The organism is Phreatobacter sp. (assembly GCF_052440005.1).
GTDB lineage: Bacteria > Pseudomonadota > Alphaproteobacteria > Rhizobiales > Phreatobacteraceae > Phreatobacter.
Genome location: NZ_JBQVQL010000010.1, coordinates 15304 through 34752 on the forward strand (window position 1 = coordinate 15304; position 19449 = coordinate 34752).

A 19449-nucleotide genomic window follows, 5' to 3' on the forward strand; every position below is an offset into this window, starting at 1 on the left:
CCGCATCCTCCGTCGGCCCCGCAGCATGCGGAGGCCTTCACCGGAGGGAACGCCCCCCGCGCGGCAGGGGTTCCGCATGGGAGCGGGGGCGCAGGCGGGAGGAGACGGCGTCATGGATCTCGGCGGCATGCTGTTCCAGACATGGTCGGGCATTGTTCGGACGATACTCGTGGGAACGCTCGCCTATGCGACGCTGGTCCTGTTCCTGCGCATCTCCGGCAAGCGCACGCTGGCCAAGCTCAACGCCTTCGACCTGGTGGTCACCGTGGCGCTGGGATCGACCCTGTCGGCGATCCTGCTGCAGGAATCGGTCGCGCTGGCCGAGGGCGCGGCCGCCCTCGCCCTTCTCATCGTGCTGCAGTTTTTCGTCACCTTCGTTTCGGTCCGGTGGAAGGGGTTTGCCTCCGGCGTCCGCTCCGAGCCGGCGCTGTTGGTCCGCGACGGGATGTATTGCGATGGCGCGATGAAGCGCGAGCGGGTGACGCGGGACGAGGCGCTCAGCGCGATCCGGGCCGCCGGCGGCCGCGGCGTCGGCGAGGCCGAAGCGGTCATCCTCGAGAGTGACGGGACGCTCAGCGTGGTGCTGCGGTCGTGACGGCGCCGGCCCCCATGCCTCGTTCCGGCAGGGCCGGCGGCAGGTCGGGCGTCCCGGGCGGCGTCGGCTGTCTCTCCAGTGCGGCGATCAGATCCTTCATCTCCGCGATCTCCCGGACCTGGGCGGCAATGATGGCGTCGGCGAGCCGCCTGACCCGGGGATCGCGGATATGGGCCTCGCGGCTGGTGAGAATGGCGATGGAGTGGTGGGGGATCATCGCCTTCATATAGGCGAGGTCCGACACGGTCTGCTGGCTGCGGACGAGCCACAACGAGCCTAGGAAAACGACGAGACCCGCCGCGAGGATCGCCAGGTTCGCCGCCAGGTTCCTGTACATGCTCCACATGAAGGCGAGCATGACCACCGCCATGGCGGCACCCATGAGCAGGGCCATCCAGGTTCGGGTCTGGCTGTAGAAGACGTGATCGAGCGACCACACGTTCAGATACATCAGCCCGAACATGACGAGGGTCGAGGTCGCGATCATGGCGAGGAAGCGGATATAGGACATGGGACACTCCCGGGGGCCTTGCGGCGATACGCCGGATCGCCGCGAAGGTTCCCGCCGGAGAGATGGCGCCGCGCGCCGTCAGAGCTTGGCGAAGAACCCGTCCGGATCGGGCGGCCGCAGGGACGGGCCGAGGGCCAGCATCGTGAAGATGAGGCCGGAGGTGGGAAAGGCGATCGACGTCGTCGCGTCGAAATCGGCGGCGAGCACCCGCGAGACCAGGTGCAGTCCGAAGCCGTGGCGCTCCGGTTCCCTGCAGGGTGGGCCGCCGCTCTCTTTCCAGGTGAACTCGAATTTCGGCTCGTTTTCCGGATCGAGCAACGTCCAGCGGATGTCGACGCTGCCGGTCGGGTGCGACAGGGCGCCGTAGCGCCTGGCGTTGACCGCGAGTTCGTGCACGGCGAGGGCGAGCGAGAGCACCTGCCGCGAGCCGAGCGTGAGGTCCGGCCCCTCGATGGTGAAAGACCCGCCCTGTGCGCGGAAGGTCTGGACGGCCGACATGACGGCGCCGTGCACCGTTCCCGTCGCCCAGGTCTGTGGAGCGAGGATGTCGTGGGCGCGGGCATAGGCGCTGATCCGGGCGCGCAGCGTCGCGAGAAGTTCGTCGTTGCCGCGGTTGCGCAGCGTCTGGTTGACGATGCCCGTGGTCACCGCCAGCGTGTTCTTCACGCGATGCTTCAGCTCGTGGTTGATCAGCGTCAAGTTCTTCTCGGCGGCCGCATGGGCGGTGACGTCGTGGCCCTGGATGAACACGCCGGCGACCTGACCGTCGTCGTCGACGATCGGCTGGTAGATGAAGTCGAGAACGTAGTCCCGCTCCGTGCCGTCCCCGTCGGCAAGCGTCAGCGGGACCCGGCGCCCCACGTGCAGCTCGCCGCTCCGATAGACCTCGTCGAGGCGCTCCACGAAGCCCTGGGCCGAGGCCTCGGGGAGGATGTCGGCCACGGGCTTGCCGATCAGCGGGCGATTGCCGACGAGAGCGCGGTAGGCGGCGTTGGCGAACTGGAAGACGTGCTGGGGCCCCAGCAGGAAGGCGATGAATCCCGGCGCCTGTTCGAAAAGCTGCTGGAAGCGCTCCGACTGATGGCGGATGCGGTTCGTCAGGCGTTGGCGGGCGGTGACCTCCTGGCAGGTGAGGACGACGCCCGCCACCCTGCCTTCGACCATGATCGGCGAGAAGCCATAGGTCCACCACACGCTCCGCCGCGCGCCGAAGCGCGTGATCTGGATGAGCTCCTCCTCGTTCAGCCGCGGCTCGCCGCCGGCGAGGACATGTGCGACCTGCGGCCCGAGGATGGACCAGATCTCCCCCCAGCTGTGCTGCGCGGCGGCACCGAAGGCGCCCGGATGGCGCTCGGGCCCCATCAGGGCGGCGAAGGCGTCGTTGTAGATCTGCAGGAGATCTTGGCCCCACCAGATCATCATCGGCTGGGGGCTTGCGAGGACGAATGAAGCGAGGACCTTGAGTTCGGCGGCCCAGTCGGACGGCCGACCGAACGCGGTCGCGGCCCAGTCATGAGCCCGCATCAGCGCTCCCATCTGACCGCCGCCGGCCAGGAAGTGAGGATCATCAGTCATGCGTACCCTGGCGTCCGATCAGAGATAATCAACGGGGCGGGGGTCGCGCGGTTCCAGAGCCGTGACGGCGCCGGTTTACACAGCGGTCGCATGGCCTCTCAGCGCACTTGTCCGAGGGCACGATCAAGCGCCTCAACGAGCATGTGATCGTCATAGGGTTTGGGCAGGTAGACGAAGCCGTCGGTCCCGCCGGACGCGCTGTCGTCGCCCGAGGCCACGATGATGGCGATGGCGGGATCACGGCTGCGGAGCTCGACGACGAAGTCCTTGCCCGAGCCGTCCGGCAGGTTCACGTCGGCGATGAGCACGTCGAAGGAGGCGGAGGCGAGCTTCTGCCGTGCCTCGGCGACCTTGCCGGCCTCGGTGGTGGCGTGGCCCATCTCCTCCAGCATGTCGGCGAGCGCCATGCGGACGAGCGCCTCGTCCTCGAGAAGGAGCAGGCTGAGGCGCTCGTTCGCCGCGGGGGCCTTTGTCATGGGAGCGCTGGTCATGGAAGCGGTGGCCAGAGGGACCTTGGCCGCCGCGTCGTCCGGGGGACGGCGCCTGCCGCCCGCCAGCACCTGGCGAACCTTGTGGGCCAGTTCCTCGCGGCTGTAGGGCTTGCTCAGGAGCTCGACACCCTCGTCGAGCCGGCCGCCGTGGACGATGGCGTTCTGGGTGTAGCCGGAGGTGAAGAGGACGGCGAGATTCGGCAGTCGTATCTGCGCCTTGCGCGCCAGTTCCGGACTGCGCAGCTTGCCGGGCATGACGACGTCGGTGAACAGGAGGTCGATCGGCAGACCGCTTTCGACGATCGCCCAGGCGGCGTCGGCGTCCTTCGCGGTGAGAACGCGGTAGCCGAGTTCGCCGAGCAGCTCGACCGCGGTCGAGCGGACCGCCTCGTCGTCCTCCACCACGAGGATGGTCTCCGTGCCGCCCTCGGCCGGCCCGGTGGGGCCCTGGGCGGCGACCACGTCCTCCTCGCTGACGTCCCGCGGGAAATAGAGGCGCACCGTCGTCCCCTCGCCCGGCTCGCTGTAGAGCTTGATGTGCCCGCCGGACTGCTTGACGAGGCCGTAGACCATGCTCAGCCCGAGGCCGCTCCCCTGCCCCTCCGGCTTGGTGGTGAAGAACGGCTCGAACACCTGCCCCATGATCTCGGGGGGAATGCCGCTGCCCGTGTCGGTGACGGCGAGGACCACGTACTGGCCCGCCTTCACGTCGTCGTGCTGCTGGGCGTAGGTGTCGTCCAGGAAGGCGTTGCCGCTCTCGATGGTCAGCTTGCCCTGCCCGCCCATGGCGTCGCGGGCGTTGATGGCGAGATTGAGGACGGCGTTCTCCAGCTGCGCCGGGTCGACGAGCGTGTTCCAGAGGCCACCGGAGATCACCGTCTCGATCTCGATCGATTCACCCAGCGCCCGGCGCAGCAGTTCGTCGAGGCCACGCACGAGGCGCCCGAGGTTGACGACCTTCGGCGCCAGTGGCTGGCGCCTGCCGAAGGCGAGGAGCTGGGCGGCGAGCTTGGCGCCGCGGTTGACGCCGGTAAGCGCGAGGTCGAGGCGCCGCTCCGCCTTGCTGCTCCCCGCGACGTCCTTCTGCAGAAGCTGCAGGTTGCCGCCGATGATCTGCAGCAGGTTGTTGAAGTCGTGGGCGATGCCGCCGGTGAGCTTGCCGACCGCCTCCATCTTCTGCGACTGGCGCAGCTCCGCCTCAACCTTCTCGCGCTGGGCGATGGCCTCATCGATGCGCGCCTGGAGCACCTCGTGGAACGAGGCGAGCGCTTCGCGGCTCTTCAGCTCCTCGGCGATGTTGCGCGCCTCGATGACGGTGCCGATGGGGGTGCCGGCCTCGTCCTCGATGGGCGAGGCGGTGAACCCAACGGGGTAGAAGTGGCCGTCCTTGTGGATGAAGACAGTCTCACCCTGCACCCTGCTCTTTTCGGGAAAGGCCCGGTCGATGGCGCATTCATGCAGGGGAAAGGGCCGGCCGTCGGGATAGGTGTGGTGGATCACGTCGTGCAGGGGCCGACCCTGCGTCTCGTCGAAGCGGAAGCCGGTGAGTTTCTCGGCCGCCTCGTTCATGAAGGCGCAGTGCTGGCGCTCGTCCATCATGAAGACGGCCATGCTCGTGTTGTTGAGGATGGCGTTGAGACGGCGGGTGATCTGGCGCAGTGCCTCCTCGGCGACCTTGCGCGAGCTCACGTCCTGGATGGCGGCGAAGAAGACCCGCTCGCCGCCGAAGTCGAGGATCTGCAGCTTGACGTCGACGTCGTAGCAGGTGCCGTCCTTGCGGCAGTGCACCGTCTCGAAGTCGAGGCGCGGCACCTCGCCCCGCACCAGCGGCGCCACGTAGGCGATGAAGTCCTCGCGCGAGAATTTCGGCTTCAGGTCCCAGGGCGTCTTCTGGCGCAACTCGTCCAGGGTGTAGCCGAGATTGTCGCGGGCCCCCTTGTTGACGAGGATGAAGCGGTATGTGGCGACGTCGAAGATGTAGACCTCGCTGGCGGACTCCTCGACGATGCGGCCGAGCCTCTCGTTGATCGACTGGGAGACGGTCCGCTCGAGGTGGGCGCCGACGCGTTGCGCATAGATCTGCAGAAGCCGGTCGATGCCGGCGCTCTCGACCATCGGCGCGGAATGGACGAGGGCGATCAGCCCGATGACGTCGCCGCGGGCGGACCGCAGCGGGGCGCCCCAATAGGCCTCGGCCCCCATGGCGGCGAGGATCTCGTCGGCCGGAAACAGGCCGGCCACGCCGTGTGGATAGAAGCAGGTGCTCTCTCCCACCACATCGGCGCAGGGCGTGCCGGCGAGGTCGTAGGAAAAGTTGGCCTGGCGCAGACCGTCGCGCACGACGGCGACCGTGCGCGCCCTTTCGAGCGATCGCTCGTCGACCACCGAGGCGAGAGCACAGGTGACGCCGAGCTCGCCGGTCAGGATTTCGAGGGCGGCATACAGGAACTCGTCGCCCGGCAAATTGCCGATCGCGTCGAGCCGCGCCTCGGCCCTCCGCAGGCCGTCGGCGGTCTCCACAACGGGCCTTTGGGACTGCGCCGCATAGGGGTCGTTCATCCTGCCTCGCCCTGCGTGTGTCGCATCGCGCCCAGGGCGCGCATCACGTCAGATGTAGAGGGCTTTGCAGGGCGAGGCCATCGGCCAGTTGCCGCGGCGCGACGAAACCACCTCGCCGCGCAATCCCCACCCATCGCGGTGCGCGCGGCTCAGACCACGGTGCCGTCTGCGGGCACCACCTCGATCGAAACCTTGGTGCCGTCGAAGATGACGAAACGGCCGAACCGGGCCAGCTCCGGCGGCGGCTCGTCCAGCGTCCACATGACGGCGTCCTCGGCCCGGCCGCCCGCCGAGACGCGCCAGACGCCGAGCCGCCCGCGATCGGGATGGTCCACGCTGGCGTCGGTCCGCGTCAGGTAGGTGAAATAGACGTCGTCGAAGGGGATGAGATAGAGCCGCCCGTGGTCGGCATCCTCGATCATCGCCGCGTCGCCGGTGGACGCGAGCATCGTGTCGAGGAACCGCACGTGCACCGAGCCGTCGAACGCTCGGGCATCGCTGCTGCTGCCGGTGGGTGTCGGTGTCATGTGAGGCCTCCTGACCAGCAACGCCGCCGCGCCGGTGCCGTTCCACCGGCGCTGCGCCGGGCCGCGACAACCCCTCGTTCCCGGATTGGCACCGGCCTTGCGATGGAACCGCGTACCGTCCAGCAAGAGGGCCTCAGCGGATGAACCGGCGACTTTTTCTAGCCAGTGCGGCTAGTTTGTTGGCACCGACGATGGCGAGGGCGAGCGGTTTCCCCGCCGGACGCCCGCTCAAGCTGGTGGTGCCGTTCCCCGCCGGCGGCTCCACCGACGTCATCGCACGGATCGCGGCGGAAGGCCTTGGCGGACGTCTGGGCGTGCCGGTCGTCATCGAGAACAAGCCGGGTGCCGGCGGCACGATCGGCGCCAGCCAGGTGGCGAAGGCGGCGCCGGACGGGCACGAGCTCCTGGTCGCGTCGGTTTCCATCTCGACGAACCATCATATCTTCAAGAACCTGCCCTTCGATCCGCTCAAGGATCTCGCGCCCGTCAGCCTCATCGCGACCGTGCCGAACGTCCTGCTCGTCGGCCCGCACGTGTCGATGCGCTCGACCGCCGACCTGATCGCCGCGGCGAAGGCGGCGCCGGGCAAGATCACCTATGGCTCGGCCGGTATCGGGACGTCGGCCCATCTCGCAGCGGAGCTGTTCTGCCAGATGACCGGCGTCACCATGACCCACGTGCCCTATCGGGGCACCGGTCCGGCGCTCAACGACCTGATCGGCGGCCGCCTCGACGTGATGTTCGACATCCTGACCGCCGTCGTCCAGCAGGTGAAGGCGGGCACGGTGCGGGCGCTGGCCGTGACCACGCCCGGGCGCAACCCGCTGCTTCCCGAACTCCCACCGGTGGCCGACAGCCTGCCGGGTTTCGAGGTGACGACCTGGAACGGCGTCTTCGCGCCGGCGGCGACGCCCGCGGCGGTGATCGACAGCCTGTCCGCCTCGATCGTTCAGGTCATGCGCCAGGACGGCGTCAGGACGAGGCTCGCCGAGCTCTCTGTCGAGGCCCTCGGCTCCTCGCCCGCAGAACTCGCCACGTGGCTGGCGGCCGAATCGGACAAGTGGGGGCGTCTCGTCCGCAGCGCCAACATCCGGTCCAACGACTAGCGCGAACAGGCGGCCGCGCTAGTAGAGATTGGTGGTGTAGGCGACGGCGAGGCGCTGGTTGGCCAGGTCGGGGTCGACGCCCTTGATCTGGTCGGCGAGCACGGTGCCGAGCGGTGGAAAGGCGTCGCGGCCGACCTTCTTCTCCGGGTTCCAGAGGTCCGACCGCAGGACTGCCCGTCCGCAGTGGAAATAGACCTGCTCCACCGTGATCTCCATCGCCGAGCTCGGGACGATCCTGCCCTTGATCGCCATGGACTGGAGCACGGCGGGATCGGTGACGATGCGGGCCCGGCCGTTGACCCTGAGGGTCTCGTTGAGCCCCGGCACCAGGAAGAGGAGGCCCACGTCCGGGCGCGTCAGGACGTTCTGGAGCGTGTCGAGGATGTTGTTGCCGCGCCGGTCGGGGAGCAGCAGGGTCCTTTCGTCGACGACGCGGACGAAGCCCGGTTCGTCGCCGCGCGGCGAACAGTCGGTGCCGCCCTCGCTGGTGCTCGCGATGGTCAGGAAGGGCGACAGGGCGATGAACCGGCGACAGTGATCATCGAGCCGGTCGAGGATCTTGCGGGTGGTCATCTCGGCGGGCGGGTCATAGATCCGGCGAAGGCCGTCGCTGCGGTCGATCGCTTGGGGCTCGCTCATCGTCACTCCTTTCGCCGCGGGCGTTTCGCTTTCGAGACGCGGTGAGGCCGCCAGCAGCCGCCGCGTGTAGTCGTGTCGGGGATGGTCGTAGACGGCGTCGCGCGGGCCTTCCTCGACGATCCTGCCCTCCTGCATCACCACCACCCGGTCGGAGATTTCCTCGACGGCGGCCAGGTCATGGCTCACGAACAGGCAGGCGAAGCCGTAGGACTGCTGCAGAGACCGGAACAGGGCGAGGATCTGCTTCTGGATGGTCATGTCGAGGGCGGAGACCGGCTCGTCCGCCACGACGAAGTCGGGCCGCCTGACCAGGGCGCGGGCGATCGCCACGCGTTGACGCTGGCCGCCCGAGAGCTGATGCGGATAGCGCGCCTCGAGACCGGTGAGGCCCACGTCGTCCAGAATGGCCGCCACGCGCCGCGCGGCCTCCGCCGCGTCGAGGCCGGGCACGAGCCGGAGCGGCTCCCTGACGATCGCGCCGATCCGCATGCGCGGGTCGAGCGAGGAATAGGGGTCCTGGAAGACGATCTGGCACGCCAGCCTGAAGGGCAGCAGACGGGATCCCTTCAGGGCCGAGACGTCCTCGCCCCTGAAGAGGATCCGCCCGGCGCTCGGCTCGACCAGCCGCAGCATGGCCCGCCCGAGGGTGGTCTTGCCGGAACCGGAGCCGCCGACCAGCGAGACCGTCTCGCCGGCATGGACGGAGAGGTCGACGCCGTCGACCGCGCGCACGATCCGCCGCGGCCTCAGCCAGCCGCCACCCGAGGCGAAGCGGACGGAAAGCCCTTCCGCGCGGATCACCGGGTCCCGGGCGACGGGGACGACCCGGCGCACCGTGCGACGCGGCAGGGCGTCGACGAGAGCGCGCGTGTAGGGGTGCCGGGGATCGGCAAGAAGGCGCCGCGCCGCGCCTTCCTCGACGATCTCGCCGCGGCGCATGACAAGGGCGCGGTCGGCATAGCGGGCGACGAGGCCGAGATTGTGGGTGATCAGCATCACCGCCGTGCCGCTCTCGCGCGTCAGTTCCACCATGAGGTCAAGGACCTCGGCCTGCGAAAGGGTGTCGAGTGCGGTGGTCGGCTCGTCGGCAATGAGGAGCCGCGGCTTCAACAGCATGACGCTGGCCAGCATGATCCGCTGGCGCATGCCGCCCGAGAACTCGTGCGGATAGGCGGCGAGACAACCTTCGGGATCGGCGATGCCGACGCGCGCGAGCATGGCGAGGATCGCGTGCTTGATCTCGGCGTCCCGCATGGTGGTGTGGATCCGAAGGGCCTCGGACATCTGGAGGCCGATGCTCAGCGCCGGATTGAGCGAAACCATCGGCTCCTGGAAGACCATGCCGACGACCGCGCCGCGAATGGACCGCAACTGCCCCTGCGCGAGGGCCGTCACCTCCTCGCCAGCGATCGCGATGGAACCACCCGTGACGGCAAGGCCGCTCGGCAGCAGTCCGATCACCGCGCGGCCCGTGGCGGTCTTGCCGGAGCCGGATTCGCCCACCACCGCCAGGATCTCTCCCGCGCCGATGTCGAAGCTGACGCCGGCCACGGCAACGAAGCCGGACGGTGTTCCAACCCGGAGGTCACGCACGGCAAGAACGGGGGAAGAGACCCCCGGTATCGATGCGTCCGGCTTTGCGGGTGTCGCGGTCATCGGCCCAGCATCCTCGGATCGAGGAGGTCGCGCAGGGCATCCCCCAGCAGGTTGGCGCCGAGCAGGCAGAGCGCGATCATGACGCCCGGCACGATGGCGAGTTGGGGCGCGGTCTCCATGAAGGGCCGGGCCGCCGAGAGCATGTTGCCCCAGGTCGGCGCCGGCGGCGGCACGCCGAGACCGAGGAACGACAGCGCGCTCTCGGCGAGGATGACCCAGCCGCACATGGACGTCGCCAGCACGATGAGCGGCGACACCGTGTGGGGGAGGACGTGGCGGACGAGGGTGTAGGCCTGGCTGTTGCCGAGGGCGCGCGAGGCCTCGACGAATTCGCGCTCGCGCAGGGACAGAACCTGGCCGCGCACGACGCGGGCGACAGTGGGTGCATAGGCGAGGCCGAGCGCCAGCACGATGCCCCATTGCGAGGGGCCGATGACCGCCAGCAGGCCGAGCGCCAGCAGGATGCCGGGGAAGGCCAGCAGCGCGTCATTGGCCATCATCAGCACGCGGTCGATCCAGCCGCGGAAGAAGCCGCTCGTCACCCCGACGGCGATGCCGATGGCCATGGCCACCACGACCGTGGTGACGGCCACCGTCAGGCTGGTCTGGGCGCCGGTCATCAGCCGGGACAGCACGTCGCGGCCGAACTCGTCGGTGCCGAGCCAGTACTGGCCGGAGGGCGGCAGCAGCCGGGCCCGGATGTTGACGCGAACCGGGCTCGCCGGTGTCCAGACCATGGCCGTCGCCGCCATGACGACGAGAGCGGAGACCAGCGTGCCGCCGATGATCAGGTTGAGCCGCGCGCGCATCACGCCTCCGCCGCCACGCGGGGATCGAACAGGGGGTAGGCGAGATCGACGGCGAGGTTCACCAGGACGTAGGTCGTGGCGATGAAGAGCATCACGCCCTGCACCACGGGATAGTCGCGCTGGAAGATCGCATCGACCATGAGGCGGCCGAGGCCCGGCAAGGTGAAGACGGTCTCGATGACCGCGATGCCGCCGAGGAGATTGCCGAGCACGACGCCGATCAGGGTCAGGGTCGGCGCGAAGGCGTTGGGGAGGACGTGGCGCACCATGACGCCGGCCTCGGAGACGCCCTTGGCGCGGGCGTGGGCGACGTATTCGAGGCCGAGGACGTCGATGGTCGCGGCGCGCGCCATGCGCGTGAGCACGCCGATCTCGATCAGGACCAGCGTCAGCACCGGGAGGACCACGAAGCTCAGCGACCGCAGCGGAGCCTCGGCGAGGCCGACATAGCCGACGATGGGCAGCCACTGGAGCCAGACGCCGAAGACCAGCAGGAGGATCAGGCCGAGCCAGAAGCTCGGCAGGGAGACCATCAGCGTCGAGAACGCCGTGATGCCGAGGTCGAGACCGGAATTCTGCCGCCAGGCGGCGATCATGCCGAGTGGGATGGCGATGAGGCTCGACAGGACCACGGCGACGACCACGATCTGGGCCGTCACGGAAAAGCGCGTCAGGATCAGCGGGAGGACGGGCTCGCGGCTGGTGATCGAGAGCCCGAGATCGCCGGCCAGCACCCTGCCGCCCCAGTGCAGGAACTGCGCGGCGAGAGAGCGGTCGTGGCCCATCGCCTTGCGAAGGGCCTCCAGCGTCTCGGCGTCGGCGCTGTCGCCGAGCATCAGCTGGGCGGGGTCACCGGGAACCATGCGGATCAGCGCAAAGACGGCAAGCGCGACGAGAACCAGCGTCGGGATCGTCAGCAGAAGACGACGGGCGATGTAGCCGGCCATGGGTCCGCCCCTCAGCCCGGGACACCGGTCGGTCGGCAGTCCCGCATTCTCGCGCTCTGGCTGCAACGAAAAAACATCGTCCCGTCTCCTTGCTCCCAAACATCATCAACGATAATGGTTTTCATGTCGACAAAAAACAACGAGGGCACCCATGGCAACCCCGGCGCCGCTGATCGAGGTCTCCGGCTCCCCCCAGGAGCGGGGCGAACAGTACGGCGAGGCCGCCCGTGACCGCGTCAGGCTCGGCATCGCCCACTACCAGCAGCAGCTCGCCGGGTCTGATCTCGCCATCGCCGACATTCACGGACTGGTCGGCGGCTTCCTGCCGACGATCGAGCGTTTTGACGCCGACTACGTGCCGGAAATGCAGGGCATCGCCCGCGGCGCCGGCGTCGCCTTCGAGGACGTGGTGCTGCTGAACGCGCGCACGGAAATCCTGAAGCTGGGGTCACGCCGCCGGGCGGCCGCCGTCGCGGCCGCCGACATGGAATGCACGGGCCTCGTGGTGACGGGGGAGGCGACGGCCGACGGGCGCCTGATCCACGCCCAGAACTGGGACTGGAAGGTCGACTGCGCCGAGACCGCGGTCGTGCTGAAGATCCGGCGTGCCGACGGACCCGACATCCTCACCTTCACCGAGGCCGGGGGTCTGGCGCGCTCCGGCTTCAACGCGGCGGGAATCGCCATCACGGCCAATTACCTGCAGTCCGACCGGGACTATAGCCAGACCGGCGTCCCCCTCGCCCTCATCCGTCGCAAGGCCCTGCAGCAGGACAACCTGGCGATGGCCATGCATGCGGTCTATGCGACGCCGAAATCGGCCTCCAACAACATGATCATCAGCCACCCCGCCGGGATCGTGATCGATTTCGAGTGTGCGCCGGACGAGACATTCCAGGTCTTCCCCGACGGGGGCATCCTCGCCCACGCCAATCACTGGCAGAGCCCGGTCGCCCTGTCGAAGCTGAAGGATACCGGCATCGCGACGACGCCCGACTCGCTCTATCGCGACATCAGGGTGCGCCAGCTCGTCACGCCCCACCGCGGCCGGGTGACGACGGACGTCGTCAAGGAAGCCCTGCTCGACACGTTCCAGTCGCCGCGCTCGGTCTGCCGCCCGCCCTTCCCTTCCCTGTCCGGGATGGTGACGGCGACGGTGGCGATGGTGGTGATGACGCCCTCCCTCGGCCGCATGGAGGTGGCCATGCTGCCGGCGGCGGACCGGACGTTCACCGCCTACCGCCTGGACATGGAGGAAGCGGCCTTCGAGGGAACCCGCGACGGCCGGGTGCTGCGTGCCGCTGAATAAGTAGGGCGCGGCCCGGCAGGCGCGGGGCGCCTGCCGGAGATGGATCTCAGGCGAGGGCCCGGACGGCGCCGCGGATCGTCTCGAAGATCCGGTCGATCTCGCCGTCGGCGATGATCAGCGGCGGAGACAGGACGAGGGCATCCCCCGCGGTGCGGACCAGCACGCCGGCCTCGAAGCAGATGTTGCCGGCGGCAAGCGCACGCCCGCCGGGCTCGCCGGCCTTCGGCGCGATCTCGATCGCCGCGAGGAGCCCGATATTCCTGACGTCGACGACGTGGGGCTCGCCCTGGAGGGAATGGGCCTGGTCCTCCCAGCGCGCCGCGGCACGGGCGCAGTTGGCGAAGATGTCCTGCTCCTCGTAGACGTCGATCGAGGCGATGGCCGCCGCGCAGGCGAGCGGATGGCCCGAATAGGTGTAGCCGTGCATCAGTTCGACGGCGCCCTCGGGACCCGCCATGAAGGCGTCGTAGACCTGGTCAGAAGCGATGACGCCGCCCATCGGCACCGCGCCGTTGGTCATGCCCTTGGCGCAAGTGATGATGTCGGGCATGACGCCGAGCGCCGCCGAGCCGAAAGGCGTCCCGAGCCGGCCGTAGCCTGTAATCACCTCGTCGAAGATGAGCAGGATGCCGTGCTTGTCGCAGATGGCCCGCAGGCGCTCGAGATAGCCCTTCGGCGGCGGCAGGACGCCGCCCGACCCCGTCACCGGCTCGACGATGACCGCGGCGATCGTCGAGGGATCGTTGATCTGAGCGATGGCCTCCAGCTCGTCGGCGAGGTGGGCGCCCCAGTCCGGCTGCCCGCGGGAAAAGGCCTGGTGCTCGCGCGAATAGGTGTGGGGAAGATGGGCGACATCTGGGAGGAGCGGCCCGAAGTCCCGGCGGTGGCGGCCGATGCCGGCGACGGACAGGCCGCCGAAGCCCATGCCGTGATAGCCCTTGGCCCGGCCGATGAGGCGCGTGCGGTGCCCCTCCCCGCGCATGCGGTGATAGGCGCGGGCGATCTTGAGCGCGGTATCCACCGCCTCGGAGCCGGAATTGACGAAGAAGACGTGGTCCATCCCCGCGGGCGTGAGACCGGCGATGCGCTCGGCCGCCTTGAAGGCGATCGGGTGGCCCATCTGGAACGAGGAGACGTAGTCGAGGTGGCCCGCCTGCTCGCGGATCGCGTCGGTGATGCGCTGCTGGCCGTGACCGGCATTGACGCACCACAGACCCGCCATGGCGTCGAGAACCTGCCGCCCCTCGGCCGTGGTGTAATACATGCCCTTGGCCGCGATCATCAGACGCGGAGCGGCCTTGAAGGCGCGGTTCGCCGTGAAGGGCATCCAGTAGGGTTCGAGCGCCTCGCGGCTGAGATTGAGCTGGGGAACAATCGTCATCGCCAATACCTGATCCGGCTGTCGCCTCCGGACCTTTTGGTCCGGGTGCGAGGGGACGGCACGCCGCGACCGGCCATGCCAGGCCGACACCCCCCGAAACGGTGGAGGGCCGCCGCCATGTCATGTACTATGATGTGATAAAGAACACGGCGCAAGGGCTCGATAGGGCATCGCCCGCCGACAGCGGTGGTCAGCGCGGCCCGAGGCTGACGGTCCGGGCGAGATCGAGATGCTGGCGCAGGAGGGCCGCGGCGACCTCGATCTCTCCCGCCTCGAGCCGCGCGATGATCTCCAGGTGCTGCCGGCACGACACCTTCACCCGCTCCGGGCCGTAGCGCCATTCGTAGTTGGTGTAGCGCCTGAGGCGCGTCTGCTGCTGGATCGCGAGCAGGAGGTAGCGGTTGCCCGACGCGGCAATGAGCCCCTCGTGAAAATCCGCGTTCATCTCGAACAGGGAGACCGCGAGGGCCTCGTTCCAGGTCCGGGTCAGCATCTCCTCGTGCCGGCGGCGCATCTCGGCGAGCCAGGCGGGATCGATGCGGGTGGCGGCCTCCAGCAGGGACGCCGGCTCGATGATGCGGCGGAAGGCGTAGCTTTCGGCGATGGCGGCGGGATCGTTGACCGGCGAGAAGAGCCAGCCGTGCCCGGGGAGCCGCTCCACGAGCCCCACCTCGGCGAGCTTGTTGAGGATGCGCAGCAGCAGCGGACGGCCGAGATCGTAGCGTCGCATCAGGTCCGCCTCGGAGACCTGATGCGGGAGGGCGCCGGACAGCCGGTCGCGCGCCATGCGCGAGCACCAGACGTCGATCTCCACCCCGACGGAGGCAAACTCGGCGTCCGCCAGCTGGTCAAGCGGGCGGGCGAGGGTCAGCCCCCCGCCGGGCAGGGCGGCGAGCACCCCCCGCTCCGCCAGGTGCTTGAGGGCCGCACGGACCGGCGTCCGCGAGACCTGGAGGCGCCGCGCCATGGCCGCCTCGGTGATGCGGTGGCCGGGTTCCGCCCCGTCGATGCGCAGCAATTCCACGATCCGCGGCAGGAGATCGCGCTGGAGCCGGCTCGGGGGCTCTGCCGACACGAGTGGGGCCGCCGGCGCCGCGGCGGCGGGGGCGCGCGGCTTGCCGCGGGTCGGTCTGGCGGCGGGCGATCGGGGCTTTGAGGACATGGGAACCGGCGGGGACGTCATGAACGGGTTCCAGGAATAGCCCGAACCCGGGCCGCGGCGAAGGGGAAGGACGACGGCCGGAGTTCCGCATGGGCGACGGGCGGCCGAGGTGCCCCGACCCGCCGGCCCGCTGAAGCGCTTCGCAACATGTGTCTCATGAGTTGACAAAATACATCTCATCGTCCTCCATGGCAATCCGGAGGGAAGACCGATGCCCGCAGTCACGTCCGCTCACCCCCTGGCGACGCCCGGCAAGGCCGGGGATCCCGCAGGTTCCGGCCTGTGGGCGCTCGATGCCAGCGAACTCGCGGCGTTGATCCGGGCCGGCGCGGTGTCCAGCCGCGAGGCGGTCGCGGCCTGCCTCGCACGTATGGACGCGGTCAACGGGGCCCTCAACGCGGTGGTCCGGCGCTTCGACGAGGAGGCCCTCCGCGATGCGGCGCGGGCGGACGCGGCGCTCCGCAGCGGGGAGCCTGTCGGTCCGCTCCACGGCGTCCCCGTCACCATCAAGGTCAACATCGACCAGCAGGGGCACCCGACGGACGGCGGCATTGTCGCCTACCGCGAGCTCGTCGCCGCCAGCGACAATCCGGTGGTCGCCAACCTGCGCCGTGCGGGCGCCATCGTCATCGGGCGCACCAACACGCCCGGCTATTCGATGCGCTGGCACACCGACAACGACCTGCACGGTCAGACCTTCAATCCCTGGGACCGCGACGTGACACCGGGCGGCTCGTCGGGCGGGGCGGGCTCCGCGGTTGCCGCCGGGATCGGTCCCATCGCCCATGGCAACGACATCGCAGGCTCGGTCCGCTATCCTGCCTATTGCTGCGGCCTCTTCGGCCTGCGCCCGAGCTTCGGCCGCATCCCCTCGAGCAACGGCACGGCGACCGGCCTGGCTCCGATCGCCTCGCAGCTCATGGCGGTGCAGGGCCCCCTCACCCGCTCCATGCGCGACATGCGCCTCGCCTTCGCGGCCATGGCCCAGCCGAGCCCGCTCGACACGCGCTGCGTGGTCCCCGCCCCGTTCCCGCCGGCACAACGGCCCGTGCGCGTTGCCCTCGTCACCGGATCGGAGGAGGTTGCGGTCGCCCCGGAGGTGTCGGAGCCCGTCCGCGAGGCCGGGCGGCGGCTCGCGGCCGGCGGCTACCGGGTCGAGGAGGTCGCGCCGCCGCGGATCGACGCCATCGCGCGCGTCTGGGCGAAGATGGCCATGCCCGACGTCATGGCGGGCCTTCAGCCGCTCATCGACAAGAACGGCGACGAGGGCATCAGGCGGGCGGTCGCCCTCTGGCACGAGGTCCTGCCCTCCTACGGGCCGCAGGACGTGCTGACCGCCCTCGGCGAGCGCTCGGCGGCGCTGCGCGACTGGCAGGTGTTCCTCGAGACCTATCCGGTGGTGGTGATGCCCGTCTCCTACGACCTGCCCTACCGGGTCGGCTTCGACGTGACCGATGCGCCGACCACGGCGCGCGTGCTGGAGGCGCAAGGGCCGATGATGGCGATCTCCGTCATGGGGCTGCCCGGCCTCGCCGTGCCGATCGGCCTCGCCGGCACCATCCCGACCGGTGTCCAGGTGGTCGCCGGACGCTTCCGCGAGGATCTCATCTTCGACGCGGCCGAGGTGATCGAGGCCCACGGCACGCCCCGCACCCCCGTCACGCCCGCCTGGAGCCCGGTATGACCCCGACGCGGCGCGTCCACGGCAGGCGGCTGTCGTCCTACGATTTCGGCAGGACGACGGTCTATGCCAGCCGTTTCGACCCCCGCCTGTCCTACTGTGCCTATGTGCCACTGGGCTATGACGAGGACGGTGCGGAGCGCTATCCGCTGGTCGTGGTCGTTCACGGCACGCTGCGCGACGCCACGAGCAGCCGCGACGCCTTCGCGGACTTCGCCGAGGCCCATTCCTGCATCGTCCTGGCGCCGCTCTTTCCCGCCGGCATCACCGGCCCTGCCGACGTGTCGTCCTACAAGCTCATGGTGCCCTGCGCCGTGCGCTACGACCTGGCCCTCCTCGACATGATCGAGGAGATCGGGGCGCGCTATCGCCTCGCCGGTCCGCGGTTCAGCCTGTTCGGCTTTTCGGGCGGCGGCCATTTCGCCCACCGGTTCTTCTACCTGCACCCTGAACGGCTGCATGCGGTGTCGATCGGCGCACCAGGGATCGTGACGCTGCTCGACCGCGAACGCGACTACTGGGTCGGCGTGCGCGACTTCGCGGCGGTGTGGGGCCGTCCGATCGATCTCGAGGCCATGCGCGCCGTGGCCGTCCAGACGGTGATCGGCGCCGACGATCTCGACACCTGGGAGATCACCATCACGCCCACCCATCCCGGCTGGCGGCCCGACTGGGATGTGGCGGGCGGCAACCGCCCGGAGCGGCTGGCCTCGCTCGGGGCGAGCCTCTCGCACTACGGCATCGCCGTGCGCCACGACAGCGTCCCCGGGGTTCCCCACCGCTGGGACGGGCTCATGCCGGCCGTCAAGGACTTCCTGGGCGAGCAGATGGCTCGCCTCGCGCCTTCCCCGACCACCCCCCGACCGTGATGGAGAGATGCGGATGACCCCTGCCTCGTGGACCCTGCCGCTGGTGGCGGCTCTCGCACTCGCCCTCCCCGCAGCGGCCGCCGCACAGACGCCGAGCCGCCTGGTGGTCGGCATGAACGCCGACATCCGCAGCCTCGAACCGGGCGTCAACCGCGACTCGAACACCGACACCGTGATCCACCAGATCTTCGAGGGGCTGGTCGCCTATCGTCGCGACCTCACGGTCGGTCCGGCCCTGGCCGACAGCTGGCTGGTCTCGGACGAGGGGCGCACCTACACCTTCACTCTGAGGGAGGGCGCCACGTTCCACAACGGCAAGCCCGTGACCTCGGCCGAGGTGAAGTGGATGTGGGAGCGGCTGATCGGCGCCTCCACCTGGGCCTGCCGGGCCATCTTCGACGGTCGCTCGGGCGCGCGGGTCGCTGCGGTGGAGGCCCCCGATCCGCGGACGGTGGTGTTCCGCCTCGACCGGGCGAGCGGCGTCTTCCTCAAGCAGCTCGCCAACATCCAGTGCCATGTGGTCGCCGCCCATCCCGACAGCGTCGATGCGGAGGGCAAGTGGACGACGCCGATCGGATCCGGCCCCCTCAGCCTGCGGGAGTGGCGCCGGGCGGAGTATGTGCTCCTCGACAAGGTCCCGGGATACCGCCCCTCCGGCGCGGCGGCCGACGGTTTCTCCGGGGCGAGGGTCATGCAGGTCGACCAGGTCCAGTTCCGGATCATCCCCGACAGCAGCGCCCGCGAGGCCGCCCTGGTGACGGGCGCCGTGGATGTCGTCCACCAGATCGAGCCGCAGCAGATCGACACGCTGAAGCAGCGGGGCATGACCGTGACCTCGGCGCCCGGGCTCAGCTGGTCGACGCTCCTGCTGCAGACCGACGACCCGCTGCTGTCGAACGTCAAGATCCGCCAGGCCATCGCCCACGCCCTCGACCTCAGGCAGATCGCGGAGGCCCGCAACCTCGGCATGGCGGAGGCCAATCCGTCCTCCGTCAGCGAGGCCACCGCCTTCTTCGGGCCGGGCTACCTGCAGTGGCCGGCCCATGACCCGGCCCGCGCCCAGGCGCTGCTGCGCGAGGCGGGATATCGCGGCGAGCCGCTGAAGATCCAGACCAACCGGCAATATGCCAACATGTACCAGAACGCCGTCATGGCCGAGGCGATGCTGACCGCCGCGGGCTTCAAGGTGCAGCTCGAGGTGATCGACTGGGCGACGCAGCTGTCGAACTACCTCAACGGCCGCTTCCAGATGCAGTCCTTCGGGTTCTCCGCCCGCTTCGACCCGGGGCTGATGTACGCGACCTTCATCGCCGACAAGAGCCAGATCAAGACCGCCCAGTATGGCGATGCCGACGCCATCCGGCTGCTGGTGGAGAGCGAGCGGACGGCGGACGACCGCGCGCGGGCCGGCCTGTTCGCACAGCTCCACGCGAAGATCCGCACGGACGTCCCGATCATCGGCCTCTACTTCAACCCCAATGTGGAGGCGAGCCACCCCCGCGTGCAGGGATACAGGCCCTGGCCGGCGGGCCAGCCGATCACCTGGGGCGTCAGCAAGCGCTGAACGCGCGACGGAAAGCGTGGGGCCGCCGCAAGGCACGCGCTCCGCCGGAGCTGCGGCGGACGCGATCG

15 protein-coding genes and 1 pseudogene are annotated in these 19449 nt (G+C 69.5%); 6 read left to right on the top strand and 10 right to left on the bottom strand.

The genetic code is table 11. The features are described from left to right. Nucleotides 1–112: 112 nt before the first annotated feature. The gene (locus tag ACT6XY_RS04185; protein WP_444747075.1) at nt 113–595 is read left to right on the top strand and encodes a DUF421 domain-containing protein; all 483 of its coding nucleotides are present in this window, start codon (nt 113–115) and stop codon (nt 593–595) included. Here ACT6XY_RS04185 and ACT6XY_RS04190 read toward each other — a convergent pair. The 4 genes from ACT6XY_RS04190 to ACT6XY_RS04205 all read right to left on the bottom strand — a co-directional run bounded on the left by ACT6XY_RS04190 (nt 573) and on the right by ACT6XY_RS04205 (nt 6258). Then, nucleotides 573–1106 carry a DUF305 domain-containing protein gene (locus ACT6XY_RS04190; protein WP_444747076.1) on the bottom strand — a complete coding sequence of 178 codons (534 nt, stop codon included), beginning with the start codon at nt 1104–1106 and terminating at the stop codon, nt 573–575. The genes ACT6XY_RS04185 and ACT6XY_RS04190 overlap by 23 nt on opposite strands. 78 nt (nt 1107–1184) lie before the next feature. Then, nucleotides 1185–2681 (bottom strand): sensor histidine kinase, encoded by a 1497-nt coding sequence (locus ACT6XY_RS04195; RefSeq protein ID WP_444747077.1) that lies wholly within the window; start codon nt 2679–2681, stop codon nt 1185–1187. Between the two features lie 98 nt (nt 2682–2779). Further along, a complete protein-coding gene (locus tag ACT6XY_RS04200; RefSeq protein ID WP_444747078.1) occupies nt 2780–5731 on the bottom strand; it encodes a PAS domain S-box protein in 2952 nt (983 codons plus the stop codon). A gap of 149 nt (nt 5732–5880) precedes the next feature. Continuing rightward, nucleotides 5881–6258, bottom strand: a complete 378-nt coding sequence (locus ACT6XY_RS04205; RefSeq protein WP_444747079.1) for a DUF427 domain-containing protein — start codon at nt 6256–6258, stop codon at nt 5881–5883. A 191-nt stretch (nt 6259–6449) separates the two neighbouring features. Here ACT6XY_RS04205 and ACT6XY_RS04210 point away from each other — a divergent pair, with 191 nt between their 5' ends. Continuing rightward, nucleotides 6450–7364 (top strand): tripartite tricarboxylate transporter substrate binding protein, encoded by a 915-nt coding sequence (locus tag ACT6XY_RS04210; RefSeq protein WP_444747080.1) that lies wholly within the window; start codon nt 6450–6452, stop codon nt 7362–7364. Nucleotides 7365–7382: 18 nt separating this feature from the next. Here the strand turns inward: ACT6XY_RS04210 and ACT6XY_RS04215 are convergent, their stop codons facing one another. The 4 genes and pseudogenes from ACT6XY_RS04215 to ACT6XY_RS04230 form a co-directional block, all read right to left on the bottom strand. Beyond that, the gene (locus tag ACT6XY_RS04215; RefSeq protein WP_444747121.1) at nt 7383–8003 is read right to left on the bottom strand and encodes a pyridoxamine 5'-phosphate oxidase family protein; all 621 of its coding nucleotides are present in this window, start codon (nt 8001–8003) and stop codon (nt 7383–7385) included. Beyond that, nucleotides 8001–9659, bottom strand: a pseudogene (locus ACT6XY_RS04220) (ABC transporter ATP-binding protein); the annotation flags it as partial. The gene ACT6XY_RS04215 and the pseudogene ACT6XY_RS04220, both read right to left, overlap by 3 nt. Beyond that, a complete protein-coding gene (locus tag ACT6XY_RS04225; RefSeq protein ID WP_444747081.1) occupies nt 9656–10471 on the bottom strand; it encodes an ABC transporter permease in 816 nt (271 codons plus the stop codon). The gene ACT6XY_RS04225 and the pseudogene ACT6XY_RS04220, both read right to left, overlap by 4 nt. Beyond that, complete coding sequence (locus tag ACT6XY_RS04230) at nt 10468–11415, bottom strand: ABC transporter permease (RefSeq protein WP_444747082.1); 948 nt, start codon at nt 11413–11415, stop codon at nt 10468–10470. The genes ACT6XY_RS04225 and ACT6XY_RS04230 overlap by 4 nt, the downstream gene beginning before the upstream one ends. Nucleotides 11416–11566: 151 nt before the next feature. Between ACT6XY_RS04230 and ACT6XY_RS04235 the strand changes: the two genes are divergently transcribed. Continuing rightward, nucleotides 11567–12724, top strand: a complete 1158-nt coding sequence (locus tag ACT6XY_RS04235; protein WP_444747083.1) for a C45 family autoproteolytic acyltransferase/hydolase — start codon at nt 11567–11569, stop codon at nt 12722–12724. Nucleotides 12725–12770: 46 nt separating this feature from the next. Here ACT6XY_RS04235 and ACT6XY_RS04240 read toward each other — a convergent pair whose 3' ends face one another. Next, the gene (locus ACT6XY_RS04240) at nt 12771–14105 is read right to left on the bottom strand and encodes an aspartate aminotransferase family protein (protein WP_444747084.1); all 1335 of its coding nucleotides are present in this window, start codon (nt 14103–14105) and stop codon (nt 12771–12773) included. A gap of 190 nt (nt 14106–14295) precedes the next feature. Continuing rightward, nucleotides 14296–15180, bottom strand: coding sequence for a GntR family transcriptional regulator (locus ACT6XY_RS04245; RefSeq protein WP_444747085.1), 885 nt, complete (start codon nt 15178–15180; stop codon nt 14296–14298). Nucleotides 15181–15478: 298 nt separating this feature from the next. Here ACT6XY_RS04245 and ACT6XY_RS04250 point away from each other — a divergent pair, with 298 nt between their 5' ends. The 3 genes from ACT6XY_RS04250 to ACT6XY_RS04260 are packed head-to-tail and all read left to right on the top strand — an operon-like array spanning nt 15479 to nt 19381. After that, nucleotides 15479–16951: an amidase gene (locus ACT6XY_RS04250; protein ID WP_444747086.1), complete on the top strand. Its 1473-nt coding sequence runs from the start codon at nt 15479–15481 to the stop codon at nt 16949–16951. Then, nucleotides 16948–17817, top strand: a complete 870-nt coding sequence (locus tag ACT6XY_RS04255; protein WP_444747087.1) for an alpha/beta hydrolase — start codon at nt 16948–16950, stop codon at nt 17815–17817. Before ACT6XY_RS04250 ends, ACT6XY_RS04255 begins: the two co-directional genes overlap by 4 nt. Before the next feature lie 13 nt (nt 17818–17830). After that, nucleotides 17831–19381 carry an ABC transporter substrate-binding protein gene (locus ACT6XY_RS04260; protein WP_444747088.1) on the top strand — a complete coding sequence of 517 codons (1551 nt, stop codon included), beginning with the start codon at nt 17831–17833 and terminating at the stop codon, nt 19379–19381. Nucleotides 19382–19449: the final 68 nt, after the last annotated feature.